Source organism: Allobosea sp. UNC402CLCol (assembly GCF_000745475.1).
GTDB classification, from domain to species: Bacteria; Pseudomonadota; Alphaproteobacteria; order Rhizobiales; family Beijerinckiaceae; genus Allobosea; species Allobosea spartocytisi.
In genome coordinates, this window is the sequence record NZ_JQJJ01000009.1 from 378,891 (window position 1) to 405,246 (window position 26,356).

General features: G+C 67.3%; 27 protein-coding genes. 19 read left to right on the forward strand and 8 right to left on the reverse strand.

Annotation, left to right across the window (positions count from 1 at the left end; genetic code table 11):
* Positions 1-59: 59 nt before the first annotated feature.
* Positions 60-896 carry an alpha/beta fold hydrolase gene (locus tag GY40_RS09050; RefSeq protein WP_038361051.1) on the reverse strand — a complete coding sequence of 279 codons (837 nt, stop codon included), beginning with the start codon at positions 894-896 and terminating at the stop codon, positions 60-62.
* 289 nt (positions 897-1,185) lie between these two features.
* Here GY40_RS09050 and GY40_RS09055 point away from each other — a divergent pair, with 289 nt between their 5' ends.
* Both GY40_RS09055 and GY40_RS09060 read left to right on the forward strand, forming a co-directional pair.
* Positions 1,186-1,647: an Hsp20 family protein gene (locus tag GY40_RS09055; protein ID WP_248311131.1), complete on the forward strand. Its 462-nt coding sequence runs from the start codon at positions 1,186-1,188 to the stop codon at positions 1,645-1,647.
* A gap of 110 nt (positions 1,648-1,757) precedes the next feature.
* Positions 1,758-2,024 (forward strand): BQ00720 family protein, encoded by a 267-nt coding sequence (locus tag GY40_RS09060; protein ID WP_038361053.1) that lies wholly within the window; start codon positions 1,758-1,760, stop codon positions 2,022-2,024.
* A gap of 16 nt (positions 2,025-2,040) precedes the next feature.
* On the opposite strand, the gene GY40_RS09065 is transcribed toward GY40_RS09060, so the two are convergent.
* A complete protein-coding gene (locus GY40_RS09065; RefSeq protein ID WP_038361056.1) occupies positions 2,041-2,814 on the reverse strand; it encodes an alpha/beta hydrolase in 774 nt (257 codons plus the stop codon).
* Between the two features lie 106 nt (positions 2,815-2,920).
* Here GY40_RS09065 and GY40_RS09070 point away from each other — a divergent pair, with 106 nt between their 5' ends.
* Complete coding sequence (locus tag GY40_RS09070; RefSeq protein WP_051987706.1) at positions 2,921-4,138, forward strand: glycosyltransferase family 4 protein; 1,218 nt, start codon at positions 2,921-2,923, stop codon at positions 4,136-4,138.
* Between the two features lie 117 nt (positions 4,139-4,255).
* A complete protein-coding gene (infC, locus tag GY40_RS09075; protein ID WP_038362350.1) occupies positions 4,256-4,798 on the forward strand; it encodes a translation initiation factor IF-3 in 543 nt (180 codons plus the stop codon).
* Positions 4,799-4,878: 80 nt separating this feature from the next.
* Here the strand turns inward: infC and GY40_RS09080 are convergent, their stop codons facing one another.
* A complete protein-coding gene (locus tag GY40_RS09080) occupies positions 4,879-5,172 on the reverse strand; it encodes a GYD domain-containing protein (protein WP_038361058.1) in 294 nt (97 codons plus the stop codon).
* A gap of 280 nt (positions 5,173-5,452) precedes the next feature.
* Positions 5,453-6,478, reverse strand: coding sequence for an amino acid ABC transporter substrate-binding protein (locus tag GY40_RS09085; RefSeq protein ID WP_038361060.1), 1,026 nt, complete (start codon positions 6,476-6,478; stop codon positions 5,453-5,455).
* 326 nt (positions 6,479-6,804) lie between these two features.
* Here GY40_RS09085 and rpmI point away from each other — a divergent pair, with 326 nt between their 5' ends.
* Both rpmI and rplT read left to right on the forward strand, forming a co-directional pair.
* Entirely contained in the window at positions 6,805-7,005 is a 201-nt protein-coding gene (gene rpmI, locus GY40_RS09090) for a 50S ribosomal protein L35 (RefSeq protein ID WP_038361062.1), read from the forward strand.
* A gap of 28 nt (positions 7,006-7,033) precedes the next feature.
* Positions 7,034-7,408 (forward strand): 50S ribosomal protein L20, encoded by a 375-nt coding sequence (gene rplT, locus GY40_RS09095; protein ID WP_038361064.1) that lies wholly within the window; start codon positions 7,034-7,036, stop codon positions 7,406-7,408.
* A 163-nt stretch (positions 7,409-7,571) separates the two neighbouring features.
* Here rplT and GY40_RS09100 read toward each other — a convergent pair whose 3' ends face one another.
* Positions 7,572-8,333: an LOG family protein gene (locus tag GY40_RS09100; RefSeq protein ID WP_051987707.1), complete on the reverse strand. Its 762-nt coding sequence runs from the start codon at positions 8,331-8,333 to the stop codon at positions 7,572-7,574.
* A 127-nt stretch (positions 8,334-8,460) separates the two neighbouring features.
* Here GY40_RS09100 and pheS point away from each other — a divergent pair, with 127 nt between their 5' ends.
* The 7 genes from pheS (at position 8,461) to GY40_RS09135 (ending at position 17,038) form a co-directional block, all read left to right on the forward strand.
* A complete protein-coding gene (gene pheS / locus GY40_RS09105; RefSeq protein WP_038361067.1) occupies positions 8,461-9,543 on the forward strand; it encodes a phenylalanine--tRNA ligase subunit alpha in 1,083 nt (360 codons plus the stop codon).
* A gap of 28 nt (positions 9,544-9,571) precedes the next feature.
* Positions 9,572-10,753 carry a ceramide glucosyltransferase gene (locus GY40_RS09110; protein WP_038361070.1) on the forward strand — a complete coding sequence of 394 codons (1,182 nt, stop codon included), beginning with the start codon at positions 9,572-9,574 and terminating at the stop codon, positions 10,751-10,753.
* Positions 10,754-10,779: 26 nt separating this feature from the next.
* Positions 10,780-13,203 (forward strand): phenylalanine--tRNA ligase subunit beta, encoded by a 2,424-nt coding sequence (gene pheT / locus GY40_RS09115; protein WP_038361073.1) that lies wholly within the window; start codon positions 10,780-10,782, stop codon positions 13,201-13,203.
* 231 nt (positions 13,204-13,434) lie between these two features.
* Positions 13,435-14,346, forward strand: a complete 912-nt coding sequence (locus GY40_RS09120) for an alpha/beta fold hydrolase (RefSeq protein ID WP_081925279.1) — start codon at positions 13,435-13,437, stop codon at positions 14,344-14,346.
* Positions 14,343-15,422 (forward strand): tartrate dehydrogenase, encoded by a 1,080-nt coding sequence (locus GY40_RS09125; RefSeq protein ID WP_038361075.1) that lies wholly within the window; start codon positions 14,343-14,345, stop codon positions 15,420-15,422. Before GY40_RS09120 ends, GY40_RS09125 begins: the two co-directional genes overlap by 4 nt.
* 90 nt (positions 15,423-15,512) lie before the next feature.
* A complete protein-coding gene (locus GY40_RS09130; RefSeq protein ID WP_038361078.1) occupies positions 15,513-16,217 on the forward strand; it encodes a TerC family protein in 705 nt (234 codons plus the stop codon).
* Between the two features lie 77 nt (positions 16,218-16,294).
* Entirely contained in the window at positions 16,295-17,038 is a 744-nt protein-coding gene (locus GY40_RS09135) for a TerC family protein (RefSeq protein ID WP_038361080.1), read from the forward strand.
* A gap of 3 nt (positions 17,039-17,041) precedes the next feature.
* On the opposite strand, the gene GY40_RS26535 is transcribed toward GY40_RS09135, so the two are convergent.
* Positions 17,042-17,653, reverse strand: coding sequence for a 4'-phosphopantetheinyl transferase family protein (locus tag GY40_RS26535; protein WP_051987708.1), 612 nt, complete (start codon positions 17,651-17,653; stop codon positions 17,042-17,044).
* Between the two features lie 157 nt (positions 17,654-17,810).
* On the opposite strand from GY40_RS26535, the gene GY40_RS09145 reads away from it, so the two are divergent.
* From GY40_RS09145 to GY40_RS09160, 4 genes are all read left to right on the forward strand, one after another.
* On the forward strand, positions 17,811-18,545 hold the full coding sequence (locus GY40_RS09145; protein ID WP_051987709.1) for an AzlC family ABC transporter permease: 735 nt from the start codon (positions 17,811-17,813) through the stop codon (positions 18,543-18,545).
* Positions 18,532-18,849, forward strand: coding sequence for an AzlD family protein (locus tag GY40_RS09150; protein WP_038361083.1), 318 nt, complete (start codon positions 18,532-18,534; stop codon positions 18,847-18,849). The genes GY40_RS09145 and GY40_RS09150 overlap by 14 nt, the downstream gene beginning before the upstream one ends.
* A gap of 188 nt (positions 18,850-19,037) precedes the next feature.
* Positions 19,038-19,910 carry a branched-chain amino acid aminotransferase gene (locus GY40_RS09155; protein ID WP_038361085.1) on the forward strand — a complete coding sequence of 291 codons (873 nt, stop codon included), beginning with the start codon at positions 19,038-19,040 and terminating at the stop codon, positions 19,908-19,910.
* An 18-nt stretch (positions 19,911-19,928) separates the two neighbouring features.
* Entirely contained in the window at positions 19,929-20,906 is a 978-nt protein-coding gene (locus tag GY40_RS09160; protein ID WP_038361087.1) for an NAD(P)H-dependent flavin oxidoreductase, read from the forward strand.
* Between the two features lie 4 nt (positions 20,907-20,910).
* Here the strand turns inward: GY40_RS09160 and murJ are convergent, their stop codons facing one another.
* Together murJ and GY40_RS09170 are read right to left on the reverse strand one after the other, a co-directional pair.
* Positions 20,911-22,434, reverse strand: coding sequence for a murein biosynthesis integral membrane protein MurJ (gene murJ / locus GY40_RS09165; RefSeq protein WP_038361089.1), 1,524 nt, complete (start codon positions 22,432-22,434; stop codon positions 20,911-20,913).
* Between the two features lie 7 nt (positions 22,435-22,441).
* Positions 22,442-23,473, reverse strand: a complete 1,032-nt coding sequence (locus GY40_RS09170; RefSeq protein ID WP_248311132.1) for a glycosyltransferase family 2 protein — start codon at positions 23,471-23,473, stop codon at positions 22,442-22,444.
* A 123-nt stretch (positions 23,474-23,596) separates the two neighbouring features.
* Between GY40_RS09170 and GY40_RS09175 the strand changes: the two genes are divergently transcribed.
* Together GY40_RS09175 and GY40_RS09180 are read left to right on the forward strand one after the other, a co-directional pair.
* The gene (locus tag GY40_RS09175) at positions 23,597-24,430 is read left to right on the forward strand and encodes a ChbG/HpnK family deacetylase (RefSeq protein ID WP_038361091.1); all 834 of its coding nucleotides are present in this window, start codon (positions 23,597-23,599) and stop codon (positions 24,428-24,430) included.
* A 171-nt stretch (positions 24,431-24,601) separates the two neighbouring features.
* Positions 24,602-26,287: a methyl-accepting chemotaxis protein gene (locus GY40_RS09180; protein ID WP_185747779.1), complete on the forward strand. Its 1,686-nt coding sequence runs from the start codon at positions 24,602-24,604 to the stop codon at positions 26,285-26,287.
* The last annotated feature ends 69 nt before the right edge of the window (positions 26,288-26,356 follow it).

Here is a 26,356-nt window from a genome sequence, read left to right on the forward strand (position 1 = left end):
TTGAATTCCCGCGCCCGCTGTCGAACGGCCGGCGCGGGAACGGAGCCGCTTAAGCGAGCTCAGCTCTGCACGAAGGCGAGCAGATCGGCATTCAGCACCTCGGCATGGGTGGTGAGCATGCCGTGCGGATAGCCCGGATAGACCTTGAGCGTGCCGTTCTTCAAAAGCTTGATCGATTCATGCGCCGAGGCGCCGATCGGCACGATCTGGTCATCGTCGCCATGCAGCACGAGAGTCGGCACGGCGATCGCCTTCAGATCCCCGCTCTGGTCGGTCTCCGAGAAGGCCTTGATGCCGTCGTAATGGGCCTTGGCGCTGCCCATCATGCCCTGGCGCCACCAATTCCTGATCACGCCCTCGTCGACCTTCGCGCCCGGCCGGTTGTAGCCGTAGAACGGCCCGGTCGGGACATCGAGGAAGAACTGCGCGCGGTTGTCGGCGAGCGCCTTGCGGAAGCCGTCGAAGACCTCGATCGGCAGGCCGCCCGGGTTCTTCTCGGTCTTGACCATGAGAGGCGGCACGGCGCTGACCAGCACCGCCTTGGCGACCCGGCCCTGCGGCTCGCCGAACTTCGCGACATAGCGGGCGACCTGCCCGCCGCCGGTCGAGTGGCCGATATGGACGGAGTTTCTCAGGTCGAGATGCTCGACGACGGCCGAGGCGTCGGCGGCGTAATGATCCATGTCATGGCCGTCCCAGATTTGGGCCGAGCGGCCATGGCCGCGCCGGTCGCTGGCGACGACGCGATAGCCCTTCGCCAGGAAGAACAGCATCTGCGCGTCCCAGTCGTCGCTGCTCAGCGGCCAGCCATGGTGGAACATGATCGGCTGGGCGTCCTTCGGCCCCCAGTCCTTGTAGAAGATCTCGACATTGTCCTTGGTCGTTACGAATGGCATGTCGGTCGTCCTCTTTTGCCTGACAAAGTCCCTGCAGAATTGATGCCGATGTCGCGGCTCGCTGCATTTCACCCTGAGTTTGTGTCAGGTTGTCATTCGCGATGCGAAGCCGCGCGCTGCGGTGGCGCTCGCCGATAAAAGCGCATGCGCCGGGTAAGGCAAGAGGCGTATTGGCCGCTGCCTTGTGCTTCGCCGGCTCCCCTTGAAGCCGCGGCGGCTCTTCGCCATATCTAGCGCAAGCGGAAGGGTTCGCCTTTCGCCCGCGGGATGCTGCCAGTGGCGGGTTCCGATGATTGATGAGGCGCCTTTCGAGGGCTTCTGTATGACGCGTACGCCTAGTCTGTCCCATCCGTTCCTGCTCGGTTTCGATGATATCGAGCGCGCGCTGGATCGCGTCGCCAAAGGCGCCAGCGAGGGATATCCGCCCTACAATATCGAGCGGTTGCCCCGGACGGAGGAGGAGCCGGATCGCCTGCGCATCACGCTGGCGGTCGCCGGCTTCGCGCGCGAGCAGCTTGAGATCACGCTGGAGGAAAACCAGCTCACGATCCGCGGCCGCCAGGGCGACGACAAGAACCGGCAGTTCCTGCACCGTGGCATCGCGGCGCGCCAGTTCCAGCGCAGCTTCCTGCTGGCTGATGGCATGCATGTGCTCGGCGCGGATTTGTCGAACGGTCTGCTCGCGATTGATCTGGCCAGACCGGAACCAGAGAGGCTCGTCAGGCGTATCGATATCGTGAGCCGCGAGTAGAGGACGAGGGTTCGTCCGATTTTGAAGGGTGCGTCAGCGGTTTACGCATCTGTTCATAATTGAAGGCGCAGTATCGAAACCGCATTCGCACTGCTCTGAAGGAGGGCGCGATGAAACAGGACAGGATTTTGATCCAGAGCAACCCGCTGACCCCCGCTGAATTCGCGGCACTCGGAACAGGTGAGGTCGCCTACGTCAAGCCGATGACTTCGGACGAGCTGATGCGGATCTTCCCGCAGGCCCCGAAGATCGAGTCCGGCCTCAAGCTCTATACGCTGCTGTCGGCCGACGGGGCACCGATCCTCGTGACCGATACGCGCGAGGCCGCCACGGCCAATGCCTGGGAGCATGACCTCAAGATGGTCAGCGTCCACTGACGCCGGCTGGCTGAATTCAGGAGGCGGTCGCCACCCCGGCGACCGCTGCCTGCAACCGGGCGATGTCGGCGGGTGACGAGAGGCGGTGATCGCCGTCTTTGACCAGCGTCAGCACCACCGGGTCGCCGCTCAGATGTTCCACCAGCTTGAGCGCCTGCCGCCAGGGCACGTCCGGGTCGCGCATTCCCTGCAGGATATGGACCGGGCAACCGGCCTTGATCTCGCCGCCGAACATGAGATGCCGGCGGCCATCCTCGATCAGGGCCCGGGTGATCGGCGTCGGTTCGGGTGAATACTCGGACGGACGGAGCCAGACGCCCTCGTCGAGGATCGTCCGGCGGATCGAATCGGGCATCTGCGCCCACATCAGTTCCTCGGAGAAATCGACAGCCGGCGCGATCAGCACCAGACCTGCGGGCTGGAGCGCCGTGCCGAGCAACCGGCGGGCCGCGAGCAGCGCGATCCAGCCACCCATCGAGGAGCCGACGAGGATCGGCCGCTGCCGACACTGGCTTTCGATCATGGCGAGGGCGTCGCCGAGCCAGTCCGACAGGGTGAAGTCGCCGAAATCGCCGTCGCTTTCGCCATGCCCGCCATAGTCGAAGCGCAGGCAGGCCCGGCCGTTTGTGCGAGCCCAGTCGGCGAGCGCCTCAGCCTTGGTCGCGCGCATGTCGGAGCGGAAGCCGCCGAGCCAGACGACCGGTGCCCCTTCGCCCTCTTGCAGGAGGAAGGCGAGGCGACGGCTTGAGCTTTTACCGACCTCGAGCCATTGCGGGGGCTGGCGCTCCAAGGCAAATCTCCTGTGACGAATCGCGGTGCCGCGGCGATTATGGGTGCGGCGACCGTCCGATAGGGGCATATTCGCCCGCACGAATGAAAGTCCAGATCAAGAGCGCATGTCCTTCAAGCCGGGTGCCCATCTTTCGCTGCCTTCGACCGAGACCCATCCGCTCGCCGGGCGCACGATCCTGCAGATCATTCCGGAACTCGAAGCTGGCGGGGCCGAGCGTACCGCCGTCGACATCGCCAAGGGTCTGACCGATGTCGGTGCCCGCGCGCTGGTCGCGACCGAGGGCGGGCGCCTCGTCGCCGAGCTTCAGGCCAAGGGCGGCGTCTGGCTGCCTTTCCCGGCGGCGTCGAAGAACCCGGTCGCGATGGCGCTCAATGTGCGCAAGCTGGTCGAGCTTTGCCGTGAGGAGGAGGTCGAGCTCATCCATGCCCGCTCGCGGGCGCCGGCCTGGGTCGCGCTCGCCGCCGCGAAGATCCTGAAGCTGCCCTTCGTCACCACCTATCACGGCTCCTATAACAGCCGTTCCACGGTGAAGACGCTCTACAATTCGGTGATGGCGCGCGGCGATGTCGTCATCGCGAACTCCGCCTATACGGCCGGGCTGATCCTGGACAAGCACCCGGTTGCGCGCGACAAGGTGCGGGTCGTCAACCGCGGCACGAATTTCTCGGCCTTCGCGCCCGCCGCCGTCAGCGCCGACAGGGTGCAGGCCCTGCGCAAGGCCTGGGGGGTCGAGCCGCATCAGCGCATCGTGCTGCTGCCCGGCCGCTTGACCGGCTGGAAGGGCCAGCGCGTTTTGATCGAAGCCGCCCGTATCATGCGCGACGGCGGCGATACCGACACCGCCTTCATCCTCGCCGGCGATGCCCAGGGGCGCGACAGCTACGTCAAGGAGCTTGACGGCCTGATCGCCAAGGCCGGGCTGGAAGGCCGCGTGAAACGTGTCGGCCATTGCAGCGACATGCCGGCGGCGATGCTTTCGGCGGCGGTGGTGGCGGTGCCCTCGACGAGCGCGGAGGCGTTCGGCCGCGTCGCGGTCGAGGCGCAGGCGATGGGCACGCCCGTCGTCGTCTCCGATCTCGGTGCCGTGCCCGAGACGGTGCTCGCCCCGCCGCAGGTCACGCCGGCCGAGCGCACCGGCTGGCATGTTCCGCCGGACGATGCCGCCGCTCTGGCGGCTGGCTTGCGCGAGGCGCTCGATCTGCGCCCGTCGGCCCGGGAGGCTCTGGCGCGTCGCGCCCGCGTCCATGTCGAGCGGCATTTCTCGCTGGAGGCGATGGTCGCGGAAACCCTCGACGTCTATTGCGCGTTGCTGGGGCGCTGACCGACTTCTGCGGCAGGAGATGCCTGACGCAGCTTCGTCATGCATTGACAACGCGCGTCTTTATGCAATGTGTCTGAATCAACGGCGCGAGCCGCGCCAAATACAGGAGAATACCCCATTCGTCGTCCGTACCGCGCTGCCCCGACCCCGACCAAGGAAGGTCCCCGCTCGAACCGCGACATCCGCGGAGTTCGCGAAGTCCAACTCATCGACGATACCGGCGCCAATCGCGGCGTGGTCTCGTTTTTCGATGCGCTGAAGCTCGCCGAGGATGCCGGTCTCGACCTGGTCGAGATCGCCCCGAACTCCGTTCCGCCCGTCTGCAAGATCCTCGACTACGGTCGCTTCCGCTTCCTGGAGCAGAAGAAGGCCGCGGAGGCGCGCAAGAAGCAGCGCACCATCGAGATCAAGGAGATCAAGCTCCGGCCCGGCATCGACAAGCACGATTACGACGTGAAGATGAAGGCCATGCACGGCTTCTTCGAGGAAGGCGACAAGGTGAAGGTCACCCTGCGCTTCCGCGGCCGTGAGATGGCGCATCAGGACCTCGGCGTGAAGGTGCTGGAGCGCGTCAAGGCCGATCTCGTCGAAATCGCCAAGGTCGAGAGCGACTGGCAGCTCGAAGGCCGCCAGATGGTCATGGTGCTCGCGCCGCGATAAGCGCGAGCCCAACCGGTTTCCGGAAAGAGCGCGCCTTCGGGCGCGCTTTTTCGTTCTGGGGCGCCCCCAGGGTTTTTGCGTCAGCTCACCGAGCGGATGATCTCGCGATAGGCTCCTTCCGGAAACGCCTTGAGCGTCTCGGTTCGGATATTGCCCAGCATGGCGAGCTGCAGGCAGAAGCGAGCCTGCACGGCGTCATCCGGCGCCTCGCAGACGATGACCATGTCGTATCGACCCATGGTCATGAAGAATGCCTTGAACGCGCCGCCCATCTCGGCGAGCGCCTGTTTGGCCGCATCGAGCCGGCTCGGCGACGCTGTGAGGTTGCGCGCGCCCTGGTCGGTCCAATTCGCCAGCATGATGTAGGTTGTCATCGGGCTACTCCCTGAAGCGGCCCGGCCTGTCCTTCGGAAGCATGGGCGGCGGCTCGATACCGCGGCCGTGTCGATCATGGGCTGTCGCCGGACCTCGGCCGCCATCTTACCGCATCAGCCGGGGGGAGCGGAACCGGCTTCGCCGCGCCCGGGCATTTTCGGACGAAGCGGACACCGGCCCGCGTGAAGAAAACGCGATCGAAGCAAGAGCCGGATCACCCTTCCGCGTCCGACAGGACCCGTGGAGGCGATCCGGCCGCCGCTTTCGCGCGCTCGCTGCTCAGCGGATCGGCGGGCCGTATTGCAGGCCGCCCTGCGTCCACAGCTTGTTGACGCCGCGCGGCAGCGGGTTGCTGCTCTTGGGGCCGAAATGCCGGTCGAAGCTCTCGCCGTAATTGCCGACCGCCTTGACGATGCGCACGACCCAATCATTGGTCAGGCCGAGACTTTCGCCGAACTTGCCCTCGGCGCCGAGCATGCGGCGCACTTCCGGGTTCTGCGAGGTCTTGGCCAGTTCCTCGACATTGGCCTGCGTCACGCCCAGCTCCTCGGCATTGATCGTGGCGATCACGGTCCAGCGCACGAGATCGAACCAGGCCGGGTCGTTCTTGCGCACCCAGGGACCGAGCGGCTCCTTGGAGATGACCTCCTGCAGCAGCACATGCTCGTCGGGGTCCTTCAGCCTGCCGCGCGTGCCGGCAAGCGCCGAGAGATCGGTGGTGTAGGCGTCGCAGCGGCCGGCCTCATAGGCCTGGACCGTGTCTTCCAGCGTGCCGAACGCCACGGTCTCGAACTTGATGCCGTGGGTGCGACCGTAATCGGCGAGGTTCAGCTCCGTGGTCGTGCCCTGCGCGACGCAGACCGAGGCGCCGTTGAGATCCTTGACGGTGCTCACGCCGAGCTTCTTTCTGACGATGAAGCCCTGGCCGTCGTAATAGTTAACCGTGGTGAAGATGACTCCCTGGCCGATGTCGCGGCCGAGCGACCATGTCGTGGTGCGGGCGAGCACGTCGATCTCGCCGGCCTGCAGCGCGACGAGGCGGTTCTTGCTCGACAGCGAGAGATAGCTCGCCTTGTTCGGGTCGTTGAAGATCGCCGCCGCGAGCGCGCGGCAGACATCGGTGTCGAAGCCGACCCAGATTCCGTTCTTGTCCTGCAGCGAGAAGCCCGGCACGCCCTCGCTGGTGCCGCAGATGATGTTGCCGCGCGCCTTGATCTTCTCGAGCGTCGACTGGGCGAGGGAAGGGGCGGCGGCCGTGGCCGTCAGGGCCAGGCCTGCGGCCAGGCTGAGCAGGAAGCGTTTCACGGTGGATCTCCGGGTTGGGCGAGGGCAGCGGGCCAATCTGCCAGTTTTGCGACGGAGGTGTGAAGCCGATTTCCGTAAGGTTCTCCCGCCAAATCGCGGCGCGCCGCTCCGGGTGTGTCACGCGCTGTTTCGGCGGGGCTTTGCCCGCGGTTTTCCCCAGAAGCCGGCTTTTCGCTTGCCAGCCGGCTTCTTTTCTGCGATACGCGCGGCCTTCGATCGCCCGGCTGATAAGGGCTGCCGTGGCGATCGTGCTTTGCTTCCTGAAAGCAAGACATTGGCTTGAGCCGCCGCAAGGCGCGCTGGCCTTATGACCGATAGGAGCTGAAATGCCCAAGATGAAGACCAAATCGGCCGCCAAAAAGCGGTTCAAGATCACCGGTACCGGCAAGGTGCTCTACGCCCAGGCCGGCAAGCGTCACGGGATGATCAAGCGGACCAACAAGCAGATCCGCAATCACCGCGGCACCACCACCCTGTTCGAGGGTGATGCGGCCAACGTGAAGAAGTACTTCCTCCCCAACGGCTGACGCCACCTGATACTCCGGAGATCATGACATGGCTCGCGTGAAACGGGGCGTAACGTCCCACGCCAAGCACAAGAAGACATTCAAGGCCGCCAAGGGCTTCTATGGCCGCCGCAAGAACACGATCCGCGCCGCCAAGGCGGCCGTCGATCGCTCGATGCAGTTCGCCTATCGCGACCGCAAGAACAAGAAGCGTTCTTTCCGCGCCCTCTGGATCCAGCGCCTCAACGCTGCGGTGCGTGAGCACGGCCTGACCTATTCGGTCTTCATCGGCGGCCTGATCAAGGCCGGCATCGAGCTCGACCGCAAGACCCTTTCCGCCATGGCGATCGACGACGCGGCCTCCTTCACCGCCGTGGTCGAGACCGTCAAGGGCGCGCTGGGCGCGCAGGCCCAGGCCGCCTGAGCGGTTCGGACCGATCTGATTTGGAGAAGGCCGGCGGAAACGCCGGCCTTTTTCTTTGGTGATGGCGATGAGGCCCGAGAATCTCCGATGGGAGGAGGCGCGGCATCGGAGCGGCCTCTCCGGCGAGAGATGCCCGGGTCAAGCCCGAGCATGACGGCTCCCGTTACGTCTGTACGCTGCCATTCCCCGGCGAGGTCCAACCGTCGCCCGCGCCGTCGACGATGCACTGATAGGCCGCTTCCGGCGTGTCGGCATAAGCGAACAGCTTCAGGTCCTCCGGGCGGATGAAGCCGGCCTGCGCCATCGTGTCGAGGTTGAGCAGCCCCTTCCAGTACGCCGAGTCGAACAGCACGATCGGCACGCGGCCCATCTTTCCCGTCTGCACCAGCGTCATGATCTCGAACAATTCGTCGAGCGTGCCGAATCCGCCGGGAAACACCACCAGCGCGGCGGCCCGCATCGCCAGATGCATCTTGCGCATCGCGAAATAGTGGAAGCGGAAGGTCAAATCCGGCGTCGACCAGGCGTTGGGCTCCTGCTCATGCGGCAGGGTAATGTTGAAGCCGATCGAGAGGGCGCCGGCTTCGGTCGCGCCGCGATTGGCCGCTTCCATGATGCCGGGGCCGCCGCCGGTGGCGATGACGTGGTTGCGGCCGGCATCCTTGGGCGCCAGCGCCCCGCCGCGCTCGGAGGCGATGCAGGCGAACTCGCGTGCCGCCTCGTACCAGCGATTGCCCTCCCGCACCCGCGCCGAGCCGAAGACGACGATGGTCGAGACGATGCCGCGCGCCCGCAGCAGATCTTCCGCTTTCTGGTATTCCAGCATGAAGCGGGCGCCGCGCATCGAATCGCCGAGGAGAAAATCGGGATCGAGGGCCGCGAGCCGGTAGGAGGGGGATTCCTTCTGGGCGGTGCTGTCGGGCATGAAAGCGTGTCCTGCTTCGGCATGGCGTGCATCGCCCTGTGGCGATGCACCGCTTCGCTCTGGCATATGCTGGCCGTTCCCGCTAGAACGCGCCGTCCCCACGCCTTCAACACGTTGCGACCCGTTCATGACCGATATCGCCACTCTGGAACGCGACCTCCTCGGCGCGATCGATTCTGCCGCCGACGAGGCGGCTATCGAGGAGCTGCGTATCGCGGCGCTCGGCAAGTCGGGCTCGATCTCGGCGCTGCTCAAGACGCTGGGCGCGATGACGCCGGAGGAGCGCAAGGAGAAGGGCCCGCTGATCAACGGCCTGCGCGATCGTGTCCAGGGCGCGATCGCGACGCGCAAGGAAGCACTCGGCGAGGCGGCGCTGGATGCGCGGCTCAGCTCAGAGCGGGTCGACGTCTCGCTGCCGGTCCAGGACGGCCCGGAGGCGCGCGGACGCATCCATCCGATCAGCCAGGTCATCGACGAGATCACCGCGATCTTCGGCGATATGGGCTTCGCCATCGCCGAGGGGCCGGATGTCGAGACCGACGATCTCAACTTCACCAAGCTGAACTTTCCGGTCGGCCATCCCGCCCGCGAGATGCACGACACCTTCTTCTTCGCGCCGGATGCGAATGGCGAGCGCAAACTTTTGCGCACCCACACCTCGCCGGTGCAGGTGCGCACCATGCTGGCGCAGGAGCCGCCGATCCGCGTGATCTGCCCGGGCCGCACCTATCGCAACGATTCCGACCAGACCCACACCCCGATGTTCCATCAGGTCGAGGGGCTCGTCATCGACAAGAAGGCCAATCTCGGCCACCTCAAGTGGGTGCTCGAGGAGTTCTGCAAGGCGTTCTTCGAGATCGACGACGTCAAGATGCGCTTCCGCCCATCCTTCTTCCCCTTCACCGAGCCTTCGATGGAGGTCGACATCCAGTGCTCGCGCAAGGGCGGCGAGATCCGCTTCGGCGAGGGCGACGACTGGCTGGAGATCCTCGGCTGCGGCATGGTCCATCCGAACGTGCTGAAGAATTGCGGGCTCGATCCGGACATCTATCAGGGCTTCGCCTGGGGCATGGGCATCGACCGCATCGCCATGCTGAAATACGGCATGCCCGATCTGCGCCCCTTCTTCGAGGCGGATGTGCGCTGGCTCGCGCATTATGGCTTCCGCCCGCTCGACCTGCCGACGCTGACGGGCGGCCTCTCCTCATGACGATGCGGGCCGGGCAGGGGAGGGCGCGATGACGGCTGCGGGCTGGGCGGCTGGACTGGCCGTGCTGCTGGTCGCGGTGAACCTGGCAGGCCAGGCCATCGCGCTCTGGCGGCTGCGCCGGCCTCTGCAGCGCTCGGCCGTGCTCGCGGACCTGCCGCCGGTCACCATCGTCAGGCCGGTGCGCGGCATCGAGGCCTTCAGCCGCGAGACGGCCGTCTCCGGGCTCGAGCTCGACTACCCCAGCTACAGCACCATCTTCTGCGTTGCCGATGGCGACGACCCGATCGTTCCGCTGATCGAGGAGATGATCGCACGCTACGGCGCCGACAAGGTCAAGCTGATCGTCGGCGACGTCGTCGTCAGCGCCAATCCCAAGCTCAACAACTGCGTGCGCGGCTGGGAGGCGGCGACGACCGACTGGGTCATCCTCGCCGATTCCAACGTGCTGATGCCGAAGGACTACATCCAGCGCATGCTGGCCGCCTGGCGGCCCGAAACCGGCCTCGTCTGCTCGACGCCGGCAGGCTCGCGGCCGCAGAGCTTCGGGGCCGAGGTCGAATGTGCCTTCCTCAACGCCTTCCAGGCGCGCTGGCAATATGTCGGCGAGGCGCTGGGGCTGGGCTTCGCGCAGGGCAAGTCGATGCTCTGGAACAAGCCCTTCCTCGACGCGCGCGGCGGCATCGCCGCGCTGGGCGCCGAGATCGCCGAGGATGCCGCCGCCACCAAGCTCGTGCGCAGCGCCGGCAAGCATGTCCATCTCGTCGGCCAGCCCTTCGAGCAGCCGCTGGGCCCGCGCCGCATCGCCGATGCGGTGCAGCGCCAGTTCCGCTGGGCCCGTCTGCGCCGCGTCACTTTCCTGCCGTTCTTCGCGATCGAGATTCTCTCGGCTCCGCTGCTGCCGGTCCTGCTGGCTGCCTTCGCCTGCCTCGGCTACGGCCTGCCGGTCTGGCTCGGGCCGCTCGCCGTGCTGGTGCTCTGGTATCTCGGCGATATCGTTCTGTCGGCCGGTGTCGGCTGGTTCCTGAACTGGCGCTCGCCCTTCGCCATGCTGGTGCGCGACATCGCCTTTCCCGGCATCTGGGCCTATGCCTTCGTCGGCGGCGAGGTGAGCTGGCGTGGCAACGCCATGAAGATCCGCACCGACGGCACCAACGAGCTCAACGACACCGCGCCGGCGCTCTCGGCGGCGCGCGCGAAGATTTCCGACTGATCCGGCAAAGCTGATCCGATAAGACGATGAAGTTCACGATCTCCTGGCTCAAAGAGCATCTCGACACCGACGCCTCCGTTGCGGAGATCACTGATGCCCTGACCCGCATCGGCCTGGAGGTCGAGGCGATCGAGGATCGCGCCGCCGCGCTCTCGGCCTTCACCATCGCCTATGTCATCGAGGCGAAGCAGCACCCGAATGCCGACCGCTTGCGCGTCTGCATGGTCGACACCGGCACGGGCGAGCCCGTGCAGGTCGTCTGCGGCGCGCCGAACGCCCGCACCGGCATGAAGGGCGTGTTCTCGCCGCCGGGCAGTTACATTCCCGGCAAGAAGATCACGCTCGGCAAGGGCGTCATCCGCGGCGTCGAGTCGAACGGCATGCTGGTTTCGGAAGCCGAGCTGGAACTCTCCGAGGACCATGACGGCATCATCGAACTGCCGGCCGATGCACCGGTCGGCCAGCCCTACGCCGTCTATGCCGGGCTCGACGACGCCGTGATCGAGATCGCGGTGACGCCGAACCGGGCGGATGCGCTGGGTGTCGCCGGCATCGCCCGCGACCTCGCCGCCGCCGGCCTCGGCAAGCTGAAGACGCAAGCCATCCCGCCGGTGCGCGGCTCCTTCCCGTGCCCGGTCAAGGTCACGCTCGACTTCGCCGAGGAAGACAAAAAGCTCTGCCCGGCCTTCGCGCTACGCCTCGTGCGGGGCGTGAAGAACGGCCCGTCGCCGGACTGGCTGCAGGCGCGTCTGCGCGCCGTAGGCCTGCGCCCCATCAACGCGCTGGTCGACATCACCAATTTCATGACGCTCGACCGCAACCGGCCGCTGCATGTCTTCGACGCCGCCAAGGTGAAGGGCAACCTCACCGTCCGCCGCGCCAAGGCCGGTGAGACCATTCTCGCGCTCGACGGCAAGACCTATACGCTGACCGACGAGCAGGTCGTGATCGCCGACGAGCACGGCGTCGAGTCGCTCGCCGGCATCATGGGCGGCGAGGCCTCGGGCAGCAGCGAGGCGACCACCGACGTGCTGATCGAGAGCGCGCTCTGGGACCCGCTCAACATCGCCCGCTCCGGTCGCGCGCTCGGCATCAATTCGGATGCGCGCTATCGCTTCGAGCGCGGCGTCGATCCCGACTTCACCCGGCCCGGCCTCGACCTCGCGACGGCGCTGGTGATCGAGCTCTGCGGTGGCGAGGCCTCCGAGATGGAATTCGTCGGCGAACTGCCGGAAAGCCCGGCCGCGATCGACTTCCCCTGGTCGGAGGTGAAGCGCCTGACCGGGCTCGAATTGCCGCAGGTCGAGATGAAGCTGGCGCTCACCTCGCTCGGCTTCCACGTCTCGGGGGCGGGCGAGCGGGTCAAGGTCGCAGCCCCCTCCTGGCGCGCCGATGTCGGCGGCAAGGCCGATCTCGTCGAGGAGATCGTCCGCATCGCCGGCCTGGACCGCGTCATCTCGACGCCGCTGCCGCGCATCAAGGGCGAGGTCGTCAAGCCCGTCCTGACCGTGCTGCAGAAGCGCACCCGCACCGCCAAGCGCACGCTGGCCGCGCGCGGCCTCGTCGAGGCCGTGACCTGGTCCTTCATCTCGCATGATCAGGCGAAGCTCTTCGGCGGCGGCTCGCGCAAGCTCGCGCTCGCCAACCCGATCGCGGCCGATCTCTCTGACATGCGCCCCTCGCTGCTGCCGGGTCTGATCCGCGCCGCGCAGAACAATGCCGATCGCGGCTTCCCGGATGTCGCTCTGTTCGAGGTCGGCCAGATCTTCCTCAGCGACGAACCGGAAGGCCAGCTCATCGCCGCCACCGGCCTGCGCCGCGGCACGGCCAAGCTTGACGGTGTCGGCCGCCACTGGGACGGCGGCGCCAAAGCCGTCGACGCTTTCGACGTCAAGGCCGATGCGCTCGGCCTGCTCTCCGCTCTCGGCGTGCCGACCGGCGGCTTGCAGATCGTCGCGGGCGGTCCCGGCTGGGCCCATCCCGGCCGCTCGGCGACCCTCCAGTTCGGCCCCAAGGGCGTGATCGGCGCCTTCGGCGAGGTTCACCCCAAGATCCTCAAGGCGCTCGACGCCAAGGGACCGCTCGTCGCCTTCGAGATCCATCTCGATGCGCTGCCGTTGCCGAAATACAAGCCGACCAAGGTCAAGCCGAAGCTCGCGCTGTCGGATTTCCAGCCGGTGACGCGCGATTTCGCCTTCATCGTCGACAAGGCGGTGGCGGCCGGCGACATGATGAAGACGGCGCAGGGCGCCGACCGCGCGCTGATCGCCAATGTCGGCGTCTTCGATCTCTATGAGGGGCAAGGCGTCGAGGCCGGCAAGAAGTCGGTCGCGCTGGCGGTGACGCTCCAGCCGGTCGAGAAGACGCTGACCGAGGCGGAAATCGAGGCCGTCGGCAGCAAGATCGTCGCCGAGATGGCCAAGCGCTACGGGGCGACGCTCAGGGGCTGATGCCCGCCATCCAACGCACGTCATGCTCGGGCTTGACCCGAGCATCTCGCGCAGGATGAGGCTCACCTGCTCTCTTCGGCAGGAGATTCTCGGGTCCCCGCTCCGAGGCGCCCGAGAATGACGTCGGGGCCAACAGTCTCTGACCATTGACCATGATTATGTAATAATCAGCGGCAGAAAACCCTGCGCATTCGGAGTATCGGCACCGGATTGTTGCAATTTCGCTGACTGATGACTCTGACCGAACGCCCCGTCACGGACAATCTGTTCCCCGGCTTCCGCCTGCTCGACGTCGCGACATCGGGCGCGCGAATCCGTGTGCGCACCGGCGGCGAGGGGCCGCCACTCCTGCTGCTGCATGGCTACCCGCAGACCCATGTGCTCTGGCACAAGGTGGTCGAACGGTTGAGGGGCAACTTCACCCTCGTCTGCGCCGACCTGCGTGGCTATGGCGACAGCGAGAAGCCGCCGACCGACGCCGGGCACGCGCCCTATTCCAAGCGCGCCATGGCGCAGGATATGGCCGATGTGATGACGGCGCTGGGTCATGAGCGCTTCTTCGTCGGTGCGCATGATCGCGGCGCCCGCGTCACCCATCGCCTGGCGCTCGATCATGCCGAGCGCGTCATCCGCCTCGCCACGCTCGACATCGCCCCGACGCGGGAGATGTATGCCAATACCACCGACGCTTTCGCCCGTGCCTACTGGCACTGGTTCTTCCTGATCCAGCCCGCGCCCTTCCCGGAACGGATGATCGGCGCGGATCCGGAAGCCTATTGGCGCAAGAAATGCGGTTCCGGCTCGGCCGGGATGACGCCCTTCGCGCCGGAAGCGCTCGCCCATTACCTGCGTTGCTTCGCCGATCCCGCGACGATCCACGGCTCCTGCGAGGATTATCGCGCCGCCGCGACCATCGACATCCGCCATGACGACGAGGATGGCAGCCGCAAGCTGACCCAGCCGCTGCTCGCGCTCTGGGGCGCCAACGGCATCATCGGCAAATGCTTCGACCCTCTCGCCTTGTGGCGCGAGCGTGCGCAGGATGTGCGCGGCCATGCCCTGCCGGGCGGCCACTATCTCGCGGAGGAGGTCCCCGACCTCGTCGCCGCGGAGTTCCAGGCCTTCTTCGGAGAAGCAGCATGACCGGGACCAATCGCGTCTATCGTATCGCCGTCATCCCCGGCGACGGCATCGGCAAGGAGGTCATGCCCGAGGGGCTGCGCGTGCTGGAGGCGGCGTCGAAGAAGTTCGGTTTCGAGCTGCGTCTCGACGAGTTCGACTTCTCCTCCTGCGACTACTACGCCAAGCACGGCAAGATGCTGCCGGACGACTGGAAGGACAGGATCGGCGGCCACGACGCGATCTATTTCGGCGCGGTCGGCATGCCCCAGCAGGTGCCGGACCACGTCTCGCTCTGGGGCTCGCTGCTGCTGTTCCGGCGCGAGTTCGACCAATACGTCAATCTGCGCCCCGTCCGCCTGATGCCGGGCGTTCCGGGCCCGCTCGTGGGCCGCAAGCCGGGCGACATCGACTTCTTCGTCGTGCGCGAGAATACCGAGGGCGAGTATTCCTCGGTCGGCGGGCGCATGTATGCCGGCACCGAGCGCGAGATCGTCATCCAGGAGACGGTGATGAGCCGTGTTGGCGTCGACCGCGTGCTGAAATACGCTTTCGAGCTTGCCCAGCGTCGCCCCCGGAAGAAGCTGACCTCGGCCACCAAGTCCAACGGCATCTCGATCACCATGCCCTACTGGGACGAGCGGGTGAAGGAGATGGCCAAGAACTATCCGGGCGTCGCCGTCGACCAGTACCATATCGACATCCTGACCGCGCATTTCGTGCTGAACCCGGATCGCTTCGACGTGGTCGTCGCCTCGAACCTCTTCGGCGACATCCTTTCCGATCTCGGCCCGGCCTGCACCGGCACCATCGGCATCGCGCCGTCGGGCAACATCAACCCGACCGGCGATCACCCCTCGCTGTTCGAGCCGGTCCACGGCTCGGCGCCCGACATTGCGGGGCAAGGCATCGCCAACCCGGTCGGCATGATCTGGTCGGGTGCGATGATGCTCGATCATCTCGGCGAGCACGAGGCGGCCAAGGGCATCGAGGCGGCGATCGAGCGGGCGCTCGGCGACGCGCGGACGCGGACACGTGATCTCGGCGGCTCGCTCGGTACCGAAGCTGCCGGCAAGGCGGTCGAGCAGGCGCTCGGCTGAGCGAAGACAAGGGCGGCGCGGCCCTGGCCGCGCCGATTGGGGCAAACGAAGCCGGAAGCGGCCGGGGCAGACGAAGAAAGTCGCGCGACCATGGATCTGACGTCGTTTTCGCTGGGCGATCCCCTGCTCTGGGGCAAGCTCTTCGAGATCATCCTGCTCAATGTCATCCTCTCCGGTGACAATGCCGTCGTGATCGCGCTGGCCTGCCGGGCGCTCGCGCCGGAGCAGCGCACCAAGGGCATCGCGCTCGGCGCGGCGGTGGCCGTGGTGTTGCGGATCGCCTTCACGGTGGTCATCGCGTCCCTGCTGAGCATGCCCTTCCTGCGCATCGTCGGCGCCGGTTTGCTGATCTGGATCGCGGTGAAGCTTCTCGTCGAGGATGAGGGACAGGACGAGGATTCCATCGCCGCCAGCAGCAAGCTCTGGAAAGCCGTGCAGACGGTCGCGATCGCCGACGTCGTCATGAGCCTAGACAATGTCCTCGCCATCGCCGGCGTGGCGCGCGATTCCATGCCGCTGCTGATCGTCGGCCTCGTCATCTCGATCCCGCTGATCGTGGTCGGCGCCTCGCTGATCACCAATCTCTTGACCCGTTTCCCGATCCTGGTCTGGGCCGGCGCGGGCCTGCTCGGCTGGGTGGCGGGCGAGATGCTCGACAGCGACCCCTGGCTGGTGACCCGCTTCGGCGCGGAACTGCTGCACCAGCTCGAATACCCCGTCGCCATCCTCGGCGCGCTGCTCGTGCTCGGACTGGGCTACCTCATCAAATCGCGCCGGCCGGACCCGGCCCACTAACCCCTTGTTTTGATGCAATTCCGGCTGCTGTGCCGCTGCGCGCTTCTGCTGGAACGGCTTGAAGGACTGACCGACACATGGATTTCTCATCTTCGACCTTCTGGGTGTCGCTGCTCCAGATCATCTGGATCGACCTCCTGCTCTCCGGCGACAACGCCATCGTCATTGCGATGGCGGTGCGCTCGCTGCCGGAGAAGCAGCGCAAGCTGGGCATCCTGCTCGGCGCCGGCGCCGCCGTGGGCCTGCGCATCCTCTTCGCGGTGGTGGTGTCCTATCTGCTCAACATCCCCTTCCTGAAGGTCGTCGGCGGGCTGCTGCTGTTCTGGATCGCGATCAAGCTCGCCAAGGGCGAGGAAGAGGCGCACAGCGACATCGCGGCCAGCGACAATCTCTGGAAGGCGGTGCGCACCATCGCCATCGCCGATGCGGTGATGAGCCTCGACAACGTGCTCGCCATCGCGGCGGCGGCGCGCGGCCATTTCGAGCTCTTCATCTTCGGCCTGCTGCTGACCATCCCGCTGATCATCTTCGGCGCAAACGTGCTCTCGAAGGTCCTCGAACGCTTCCCGATCCTGGTCTGGTTCGGCGCCGGCCTGCTCGGCTGGATCGCCGGCGAGATGCTGGTCAGCGACATCGCCGTGCTGCAATGGCTCCAGACCGCCATTCCGAGCTGGGTCCAGACCGTTCCGGTGTCCGACACGCATCCGGTCGGGCTGGCGACGAACAAGACGGTCTTTTACGGAGCGGCGGTCGTCGGCGCAGCCTTCGTCTGCGCTGTCGGCTACCTTCTCAAGCGCAAGCCTGCCGACCAGCCGGGCTGAGCTTCAGGCGCCATCCAGAACGATCGCCGCGGCGGCCAGGATCTCCTGGCCGCCGTTTTCGATGGTGGCGAGTGCGCCGTCCGCCGTGCCACGCAGCGGATCGTGGACACGGAAGCGTTCGGGCGAGATGAGTAAGATCGCGAAGCTTTCGGGCGGCCGGACGAATCCGGTTCCGAGCGCTTTCACATAGGCCTCCTTCGCCGCCCAGAGCCGGGCGAAGGCGAGGGCGCGCAGCGAAGGTTCGCTCTCCTCCAGCATCCGCCATTCATCGCGATGCAGGGCTTCGCGCGGAATGACGCCGGCCGGATCGACCCGTTCCACGTCAACCCCGACGGGTGCCTGCGCGAGCGCGATGGCGATGACGCCCGCCCGTGTCGCAAGCGAGATCTGCAGCTCCGTCTCCAGCGCCGTCGGCAGCAGCGGCCGGCCGGCGGAATCATGAGCGATGGCGATTTCGGCCGCAGGGCGGCCGAGCTGCCGCGCCAGGATGGCCCGTGCCGTCTCGCGCCGGAGTGTCGAGCGCTCCGTCAGGTTGCGCGGCCGCTGCGGCGTCGCAACCAGCCAGACGGCCGGGTAGGTGGGCGCGGTCGCCTCGATCGAACGGAGCCAATGCATGGGCCGGACTATGGCATGCGGCTTATCCCGTCACCACGCGCGCGGGCCGATATCCGGACCGCGTCCTGCCCCGTCGGCCTCCGCCTTGCATGGGGCACATGCGCAGGTGCAGCCGGCATGCGTTGACCCGACGGCGCCTTCGGCCTTTGGAAAGACCATGCAGTCACACGATACCCAACCGCCATTGGCGGGCAATGTTGCTCCCTTCACGGCACAGGGCATGCTGCTCGGCCTGCGCAAGGTTTCCGTGCTGCTGCCGGGCATCGTCGTCTTCGCCGTGGCCTTCGGCGCCGCCGCCTCGGCCAAGGGCATGAGCCTCGTCGAGACGCTGCTGATGAGCGCCCTGGTCTATGGCGGCGTCTCGCAGCTCGTGGCGATGGAGCTGTGGCGGCCGGAATGGAGCTGGGGCGCCATTGTCGGGCTGGCCGTGGTCACCGCCACGGTCAATGCCCGCTCGATCCTGCAGGGGGCCTCGCTGCAGCCCTGGTTCGCGCGCTATCCCAAGGGGCTGAACGCCTTCCACCTGTTCTTCTTCACCGATGCGAACTGGCTGATCGGCACGCGCTACCAGGCCGAGGGCGGGCGTGATCTCGGCGTTGTGGTCGGGGCGGGCCTCGGGCTCTGGGTCGTCTGGGTTCTCGCCACGGTTCCCGGCCATATGCTGGGCGCCCTAGTCTCCGATCCGCGCCGTTACGGCATCGACCTCGTCATGCCGATCTTCTTCGCGGCGATGATCGTGCCGCTCTGGCGCGGCCGGCGCGCTGCCGTTCCCTGGGTCGTCGCCGGTATGGTCGCCCTGCTGACGGCAAAGCTCGTCGACGGCTACGCCTTCATCATCGCCGGCTCCCTCGCTGGCGCCGTCACGGGGGCGTTCCGCGATGACGCTGTCTGATCCCGGCCCCTGGGGCGCCTTCATCGCCATCGGCGCCATGGCGGTGGCGACCTATCTCTGCCGGCTGGCAGGGGTGGTGCTGATGAGCTTCGTGCCGCTGACGCCGCATGTCCGGCGCGGCCTTGCCGCGCTGCCCGGCTCGATCGTGGTCGCGACCGTGCTGCCTTTGATCGAGCGGCTCGGCCTCGCCGCGGCCGTGGCGCTGCTCGCCGCCATCGGCGCGATGTTCGTGACCCGCAGCGAACTCGTCGCGCTGCTCACCGGCATGGCGATGATCTCGGCGGCGCGGTTCTTCGGCTTCTAGAGCATTTTCGAGCGAAGTGGACACCGGTTCGCGTGAAGACAATGCGGCAAACCAAGACCTGACCCATCACCCCGCCCGATGGCTTCCATCACATCCCGTCATCGCGCCATGTCCGGCTGGCTGTTGACGGCGCGTGGCGGCGGGAGGACGGTGCGGCTTAGCAAAAACGACTGAAACGGAGCGCCGTCATGGCATGGTATTCTCAGACCTGGACCTGGTTCGACGGAGCCTGGCATGAGGGCAACCCCGGCCTCGTCGGCCCCCGCAGCCATGCTCTCTGGCAGTCCTCCTCCGTCTTTGATGGCGGCCGCTATTTCGACGGCGTCGCCCCCGACATCGACCTGCACGCCGCGCGCGTGAACCGCTCCGCCGTGGCGCTCGGCCTCGAGCCCACCGTGACCCCGGATTTCATCGTCGAGAAGATGTATGAGGGCGCGAAGAAATTCGCTCCCGGCACGGCGCTCTACGTCAAGCCGATGTACTGGGCCGAGGCCGATGGCCCCTCGACCATCATGCCCGATCCGGATTCGACCCAGTTCGCGCTCTGCCTGTTCGAGGCGGCGATGCCGCAGCCGACGAATGGCTTCTCCGTCACCAAGGGCATCTATCGTCGCCCGACCTTCGAGACTGCCCCGACCGATTCCAAGGCCGGCTGCCTCTATCCGAACAATGCCCGCATCCTGAAGGCCGCCAAGGCCGCCGGCTTCGACAACGCGCTGGTGCTCGACATGCTCGGCCATGTCGCGGAGACGGCGACCTCCAACATCTTCCTCGCCAAGGACGGCGTGGTGAAGACGCCGGTCCCGAACGGCACCTTCCTGAACGGCATCACCCGCCAGCGCGTCATCAGGCTGCTGCGTGAGAACGGCGTGCCGGTCGAGGAGTGCAGCCTGCGCTACGAGGATTTCGAGACGGCCGACGAGATCTTCATCTCCGGCAACTACTCGAAATGCATGCCGGTGATCCGCATCGACGACCGCGTGCTCCAGCCCGGCCCGCTCTTCCGCAAGGCGCGCGAGCTCTACATGGACTTCGCGCACAGCAAGGCGAAGGCCGCCTGAGGCCCATAGGAACTGGCCATGGCGCGCCTCGCCACGCGGCTGACCGAGCGGCTCGGCATCGCTCACCCGATCCTGTCGGCGCCGATGGCGCTGGCGGGCGGCGGGGCGCTCGCCGCCGCCGTGACGCGAGCGGGCGGGCTTGGCCTGATCGGCGGCGGCTATGGCGATGCTACGTGGCTCGATCAGCAATTCGCCGCCGCCGGCAACACCCAGACCGGCTGCGGCTTCATCACCTGGTCAATGGCGAAGCGGCCGGAGCTGTTGACGCAGGCGCTGGCGCATAAGCCTGCCGTCCTGATGCTGTCCTTCGGCGATCCGCGCCCCTTCGCCGCCGAGATCGCGGCGGCAGGCGTGTCGCTGATCTGCCAGTGCCAGTCATTGCAGCATGTCCGGCAGGGTCTGGAGGCCGGGGCCGCGATCATCGTCGCGCAAGGCGCCGAGGCCGGCGGCCATGGCGCACGCCGCGCGACCTTGCCTTTCGTGCCCGAAGCGGCCGATCTCATTGCCCGCGAGAGCCCGCAGACGCTGCTTCTCGCCGCAGGCGGCATCGCCGATGGGCGCGGGCTCGCCGCCGCGCTGATGCTGGGCGCGGACGGCGTGCTCGTCGGCACCCGCTTCTGGGCGAGTCGCGAGGCGCTGGTGCATGAGCGCCACCATGCCGCCGCCGTCGCTGCCACCGGCGATGGGACGGTGCGCTCCTCGTTGCCCGATATCGCCCGCCAGCTCGACTGGCCGAAGCCCTTCGACATCCGCGTCGCGGACAATGCCTTCATCGCGCAATGGGCCGGGCGCGATCACGAGCTGAAGGCCGCGATCGCGACAGAGGCTACGGCCTATCGCGAGGCCTTCATGGCCGGAGACCCCGACAAGGCGGCCGTGATCTTCGGCGAAGCGGCGGGGCTGATCGCCGATGTGCCGTCAGCCGGCGAGATCGTCGAGCGGATGGTCGAGGAGGCCGCTGCGCTGCTCGGCGGGGCAGGGCGCTTCCTCGGCTGAGAATTCAGCGCAGCAGCCTGAGCAGCCCCGTCATCTTCAGCCCGATGCCGGCGATGGCGACATAGAGCAGGCCCGCGGCTGTGGACAGCAGCAGCACCGCCATCAGCAGCGGCTGCGGCAGGGACGCTGTCCATGCCTGGGCCGGAGAGGCGAACCACCAGGCCAGAAGGCCGGCGGCGATGGTGGCCACGCCGACGATCGCGACAAAGCCCGGCAGGCGCCGGTCCGGCTCGGTCCAGCCGCGCCGCCGCGCCAGCACGAACAGCGTCAGCAGATTGACCCAGGCGCCGGCGGCGGTGGCGAGGGCGAGGCCCGGAGCGCCCCAGTCGCGCCACAGGAACAGCTTGAGCGTGAGATTGCAGGCGATGGCCGCGAGCGCGACCAGCATCGGCGTCCTGGTGTCGCCGCGCGCCTGGAAGGCCGAGACCTGGGTGCGGATCATCACGATTGCCGGCAGGCCGAGGGAATAGGCGAAGAGCACGGTGCCGGCCGCCCGGCTCGCTTCGGCATCGAAGGCACCGCGCTGGAACAGCCCCGCCACGATCAGGTCCGGAATCGCGATGAAGGCGGCGACGAAAGGAGCGCTGGCGACGAGCGAGATCGCGACGGCGCGGTTCTGCGAGCGGTTGGCGCCGGCCTCGTCCCCGCGCGCGACCTGCCGGCTCATCGCCGACAATGCGACCGTGCCGACCGCGATGGCGATCAGCCCGAGCGGGAGCTGGTAGAGCCGCTCGGCATAGTAAAGGGCCGAATAGGCGCCGCGCGGCAAGAGCGAGGCGATGATCGTGTCGGCGAAGATCGCGATCTGCACGCCGGCTGAGCCGATCACCGCCGGCCCGAAGGCCTTCAGGAAGCGCCGGACGCCGAGATCCATATGCGGCCTGACCAGCTTGCTGGAGACGCCCGCGCGCTTGGCCGCCACATAGAGCAGCACCCATTGCGCCAGCCCGGAGATCGCGACGCCCCAGGCGGCGGCATAGGCCGCGCCCGGAAACAGGAAGGGCACGGCGAGCGCCGCCATGACGCCGATATTGAGCAGGATCGGCGCAGCGGCGAAGGCCGAGAAACGGTCGACCGCGTTCAGCGTCGCGCCGAGGAAGGTGACCATGGTCACGAAGAGCAGATAGGGGAAGGTGATCCGCGTCAGCGCGACGGCGAGCGCGAAGGTGGCCGGGTCTTCCTTGAAGCCGGGCGCCAGCAGCGTCACCAGCCAGGGCATCAATGGCAGGGCCAGCGCCAGCAGCACGACCTGGATCAGGAACAGCACGGTGAAGAGCCGGTCGGCGAAGAGATTCGCAGCCTGCTGCCCCTGCTTCTCCGCGACATGGGCATAGGCCGGCACATAGGCCTGGTTGAAGGCGCCCTCGCCGAAGATGGCGCGGAAATGATTCGGCAGGCGCAGCGCCACCGAGAAGGCGTCCATGGTGGCGCCGGCACCGAGCACGGCCGCGAGCATGATGTCGCGCGCGAAGCCAGTCAGGCGCGAGATCAGCGTATAGCCGCCGACCGACAGGATGTTCCGGAGCATGAAAATCCTAGCGGATCAGCGGCGGCAGGGCGTCGCCGCGCGGGTGGTCGACGGTGCGCGCCTCGAAGCCGACACGCTCGCCGATGAGGTAGAGCGGCCGGCGCTTCACCTCGGCGAAGATGCGGCCGACATATTCGCCGATCATGCCGAGCGAGACGAGCTGGATGCCCGAGAAGAACATGATCGAGACGATCAGCGACGGGAAGCCGGGAAGGTCCGTCCCGTAGATCAGCGTGCGCAGCATGAAATAGAGCGCCGACAGCGTCGCGATGCAGGCGATGATGGCGCCCGACCAGGTCGCGATCTTGAGCGGCACGGTCGAGAAGGAGGAGAGCCCGTCGAAGGCGAAGGAGAACAGCTTCCGGTAGCGGAACTTCGACTGCCCATGCTCGCGCTCGGCGACCTGGAAAGGCACGCCGACGGAGCGGAAGCCGACCCAGGCATAGAGCCCCTTGGAGAAGCGTGCCCGTTCCGGCAGCGCCCGCAGCGCATCGACCGCCTTGCGGTCGAGCAGGCGGAAATCGCCGGCGCCTTCCGGCAGGTCGGTTTCGCCGAACTGCGAGAAGATGCGGTAGAAGGCCTTGGCGAAATTGCGCTTCAGCCGGGTCTCGCTCTCGCGGTCGACGCGCTGGCCATAGACGTTGAGATAGCCCTCGCGCCACTTCTCCAGAAAGGCGGGAATGACCTCGGGCGGGTGCTGCAGATCGGCGTCCATGATGACGACCGCATCGCCATAGGCATGGTCAAGCCCGGCGGCGATGGCGATCTCCTTGCCGAAATTGCGGCTGAAGGAGACGGCGTTGATCCGCGGATCGGTGGCGTAGAGCTCGCGGATGGTCGCCAATGTCGCGTCCTGGCTGCCGTCGTCGACGAAGACGATCTCCCAGGAGGCGACCGCCTCCGTCAGCACGGCCCGCAGCCGCTCGACGAGCGGGCGCAGATTGTCGGCCTCGTTGTGGACGGGCACGACGATGGAGAGCTCCGGCCAGCGGGAGACCCGGGGCGTGCGCTGAAGCGGCGGGGACGCGATGTCCGACACGAACGACCTTTCATGACGCGTCTGTCGACGGGGTGACGCGCGACGCACAGAACCGTAAAGCTTGCCGGCCGACAAGCCCGCATCCGACGGCGCCTTGCGGCCGAAGGAGGAACACCAGGAGCGATGGCGAACGGCTTTGTTCTCTGCGCCGATGATTTCGCCATGACCGAAGGCGTCAGCCGTTCGATCCTGGAGCTCCTCGGCCGTGGCAGGCTCTCCGCCACCGGCGCGATGACCAACCGGCCACACTGGCGCAGATTGGCACCGGAACTCGGCGCTTTTGCGGAAGCCGCCGATCTCGGCCTGCATGTCAACCTGACCTGCGCCGCCCCGCTCGGCACGATGCCGCGGCTGGCGCCGGGCGGAGAATTCCAGGCGCTGGGCGTCGTGGCGCGGGCCGCGGCGATCTCGCCGGCCGTCCGGCGCGAGATCGCGGCCGAGTTCGGGCGCCAGCTCGATGCCTTCGAGGATGCGATGGGGCGCCCGCCCGATTTCGTCGACGGGCATCAGCATGTCCATGTCCTGCCCGGCGTGCGGCGCGCGGTGCTCGATGCGCTGGCGCGGCGCTATCCGGCCGGGTCGGTCTATGTGCGCGATCCGGCCGACACGATATCGGCGATTCGGGAGCGTGGCGTGGCGGTGGGCAAGGCGCTGGTGATCGCCGGGCTCGCGACCGGCTTCCGCGCGGCCGCGCTGCGCCGGGAGCTGCGCGTCAATCGCGGCTTCTCCGGCGTCGCGCCTTTCGATCCGGCGCGCGATTTCGCCGCCGATCTGCGCCGTTTCCTGATCGCGCCGGGGCCTGCGCATCTGGTGATGTGCCATCCCGGCTTCGTCGATGACGAGTTGGCGCGGCTCGACCCCGTCGTGGCGCCGCGGCCGGTCGAGCATGCGGCGCTCGCCGCCTTCCGGCCGCCGGCGGACATGCCCATGCGGCGTTTCCGGGAGCTTGCGGCTTAGAGCATCGGCCCGAAAACTGGACCGCGGTTTTCGGGAAAAGTCGATGCTCTAGGGCCGGCTTCCGGCCGCCGCCGCAAGCGATTTGTTTACCGGCTTAGGTCAGTGTCCTCGCGGTGGATGGGGGCGCCGTCCGTCGATGGATCGCGCCGGGTTTTAAAGGGCAGTCGCTCGATGACGGGGTTGACGCGGGCGGCCGAGGCGGCTGAGGAAACGCAGGCGCAGGGTGGGATGAAGGGCTTCGGCTCGCTGAGCCGGCAGATCGCGCTCGCGGCCGTGGTCATCGTGGCCGTGGCGATCATCTTCGTGGTCATGGCTGTGGCGCGCTACAATGACAGCCGCACCCGCTCCGATCTCGACCAGAAGGCGACCGCGCTGACGCTGATGGTCGCCAATGCGGCGCCGTCGCTGATCCTGTCGCGCGACAACCTCACCCTGGGCTACATCCTCGAATCGCTGCGGCGCGACCCTGATTTCGATGCCGCCATCGTCGCCGACGATCTGGTCTCGCTCGCTTCCGCCGGACGGACCGAGGAGGCGCGCCTGTCCCTGACGCCCCGCTGGCTGACGAGCGCGGTCGGAGAGGAGCCCTGGCGCAAGCTTCTGTCGGTTCCTTCGGTCGAGATCGAGGACGATGTCAGCGTCACCAAGATCCAGCCCGTGCGCGTGGTCGACAGGCAGATCGGCTATGTCGCGGTGCGCTTCGACAAGACCAGGCTGGTTGCACGCGCGACCTGGGAGCAGTTCGTCATCATCGGCCTGGGGCTCGCCGTCCTGATCGTGCTCGGGCCGCTGCTCTGGTTCTCGCTGTCGCGCACGATGCGCCCGCTGCGTGGCATGACCAATGCCATCGTCAGCATCTCGGACGGCGATCTCGACACGCCGATCGACGCTCAGGATCGTGGCGACGAGATCGGCGCGATCGCGCGCGCCCTCGGCGTGCTGAAGATCAGGCTGGCTGAGCGCGCGGCGCTGGAAGAGAAGCAGACTCTCTCCGAGACCGAGCGCAGGGCCCGGCAGCAGAACGTCGACGGTGCGATCGCGATGTTCCGCAGCGAGGTCGGCCTCGCGCTCGAAGCCTTCAAGAGCAACGCCGATCGCATGCAGGAGGCCTCCGACGGGCTGGCGCGCGTCGCCGCCGAATCCTCCGAGCGTGCTGCGCGCGCTGCCGACAACGCGCATGGTGCCTCTGGAAACGTCGAGAGCGCCGCGCAGGCGGCCGAGGAAATGGGCGCCGCGATCCGCGAGGTCGAGTTCCAGGTTCGGCGCGTCCGCACCGAGATCGTCGAGGCGGCCTCGGCCTCGCGCAACACCGCCGGCTCGGTCGAGGCGCTGGACGAGACGGCGCGCGCCATCGGCGAGGTGGTCAACCTCATTCGCGACATCGCCGCGCAGACCAACCTGCTCGCGCTCAATGCGACCATCGAGGCGGCGCGGGCCGGCGAGGCCGGGCGCGGCTTCGCGGTGGTGGCCTCCGAGGTCAAGTCGCTCGCGGCCCAGACCGCCGATGCAACCGACCGCATCGTCTCCCAGGTCGCCGCGATTCAGGGAGCGACAGGGCAGGTCGTCGGCGCGATCCAGAACATCGCCGAGCGGATGAATGCCATCGAAACCTTCGCCAACTCGGTCGCGGCCTCGATCGAGCAGCAGGCGCTCGCGACCGGCGAGATCGCCAGCGGCGTCGCCATGGCGAGCTCTTCGGCCCTGTCTGTCTCGAGCGACCTGAGTGTGCTTGCCGACAGCGTTGAGGAGACCGGCCGTTCGGCCGAGCAGGTCCGCGGCGCGGCCGGCGAGGTGGCGACGCAGGCCCAGAGGCTCGATTCGACCGTGGACCAGTTCCTGCGCAACGTCGCCGCCTGAAGCGGTCGCGGAGCGGCAAACAAAAACGGGGCCGCGAGGCCCCGTTTGCTTTTCCGGTTCCTGATCGCC

Coding starts and splice junctions, on each gene's coding strand:
- GY40_RS26535 (WP_051987708.1), bottom strand. CDS start 17,653: ATGCATTGGCTCCGTTCGATCGAGGCGACCGCGCCCACCTACCCGGCC.
- GY40_RS09180 (WP_185747779.1), top strand. CDS start 24,602: ATGACGGGGTTGACGCGGGCGGCCGAGGCGGCTGAGGAAACGCAGGCG.
- rpmI (WP_038361062.1), top strand. CDS start 6,805: ATGCCCAAGATGAAGACCAAATCGGCCGCCAAAAAGCGGTTCAAGATC.
- GY40_RS09125 (WP_038361075.1), top strand. CDS start 14,343: ATGACCGGGACCAATCGCGTCTATCGTATCGCCGTCATCCCCGGCGAC.
- GY40_RS09100 (WP_051987707.1), bottom strand. CDS start 8,333: ATGCCCGACAGCACCGCCCAGAAGGAATCCCCCTCCTACCGGCTCGCG.
- GY40_RS09175 (WP_038361091.1), top strand. CDS start 23,597: ATGGCGAACGGCTTTGTTCTCTGCGCCGATGATTTCGCCATGACCGAA.
- GY40_RS09160 (WP_038361087.1), top strand. CDS start 19,929: ATGGCGCGCCTCGCCACGCGGCTGACCGAGCGGCTCGGCATCGCTCAC.
- GY40_RS09080 (WP_038361058.1), bottom strand. CDS start 5,172: ATGACAACCTACATCATGCTGGCGAATTGGACCGACCAGGGCGCGCGC.
- GY40_RS09050 (WP_038361051.1), bottom strand. CDS start 896: ATGCCATTCGTAACGACCAAGGACAATGTCGAGATCTTCTACAAGGAC.
- GY40_RS09070 (WP_051987706.1), top strand. CDS start 2,921: ATGTCCTTCAAGCCGGGTGCCCATCTTTCGCTGCCTTCGACCGAGACC.
- GY40_RS09155 (WP_038361085.1), top strand. CDS start 19,038: ATGGCATGGTATTCTCAGACCTGGACCTGGTTCGACGGAGCCTGGCAT.
- GY40_RS09060 (WP_038361053.1), top strand. CDS start 1,758: ATGAAACAGGACAGGATTTTGATCCAGAGCAACCCGCTGACCCCCGCT.
- GY40_RS09110 (WP_038361070.1), top strand. CDS start 9,572: ATGACGGCTGCGGGCTGGGCGGCTGGACTGGCCGTGCTGCTGGTCGCG.
- GY40_RS09120 (WP_081925279.1), top strand. CDS start 13,435: ATGACTCTGACCGAACGCCCCGTCACGGACAATCTGTTCCCCGGCTTC.
- rplT (WP_038361064.1), top strand. CDS start 7,034: ATGGCTCGCGTGAAACGGGGCGTAACGTCCCACGCCAAGCACAAGAAG.
- pheT (WP_038361073.1), top strand. CDS start 10,780: ATGAAGTTCACGATCTCCTGGCTCAAAGAGCATCTCGACACCGACGCC.
- GY40_RS09150 (WP_038361083.1), top strand. CDS start 18,532: ATGACGCTGTCTGATCCCGGCCCCTGGGGCGCCTTCATCGCCATCGGC.
- GY40_RS09130 (WP_038361078.1), top strand. CDS start 15,513: ATGGATCTGACGTCGTTTTCGCTGGGCGATCCCCTGCTCTGGGGCAAG.
- GY40_RS09055 (WP_248311131.1), top strand. CDS start 1,186: ATGATTGATGAGGCGCCTTTCGAGGGCTTCTGTATGACGCGTACGCCT.
- murJ (WP_038361089.1), bottom strand. CDS start 22,434: ATGCTCCGGAACATCCTGTCGGTCGGCGGCTATACGCTGATCTCGCGC.
- pheS (WP_038361067.1), top strand. CDS start 8,461: ATGACCGATATCGCCACTCTGGAACGCGACCTCCTCGGCGCGATCGAT.
- GY40_RS09145 (WP_051987709.1), top strand. CDS start 17,811: ATGCAGTCACACGATACCCAACCGCCATTGGCGGGCAATGTTGCTCCC.
- GY40_RS09135 (WP_038361080.1), top strand. CDS start 16,295: ATGGATTTCTCATCTTCGACCTTCTGGGTGTCGCTGCTCCAGATCATC.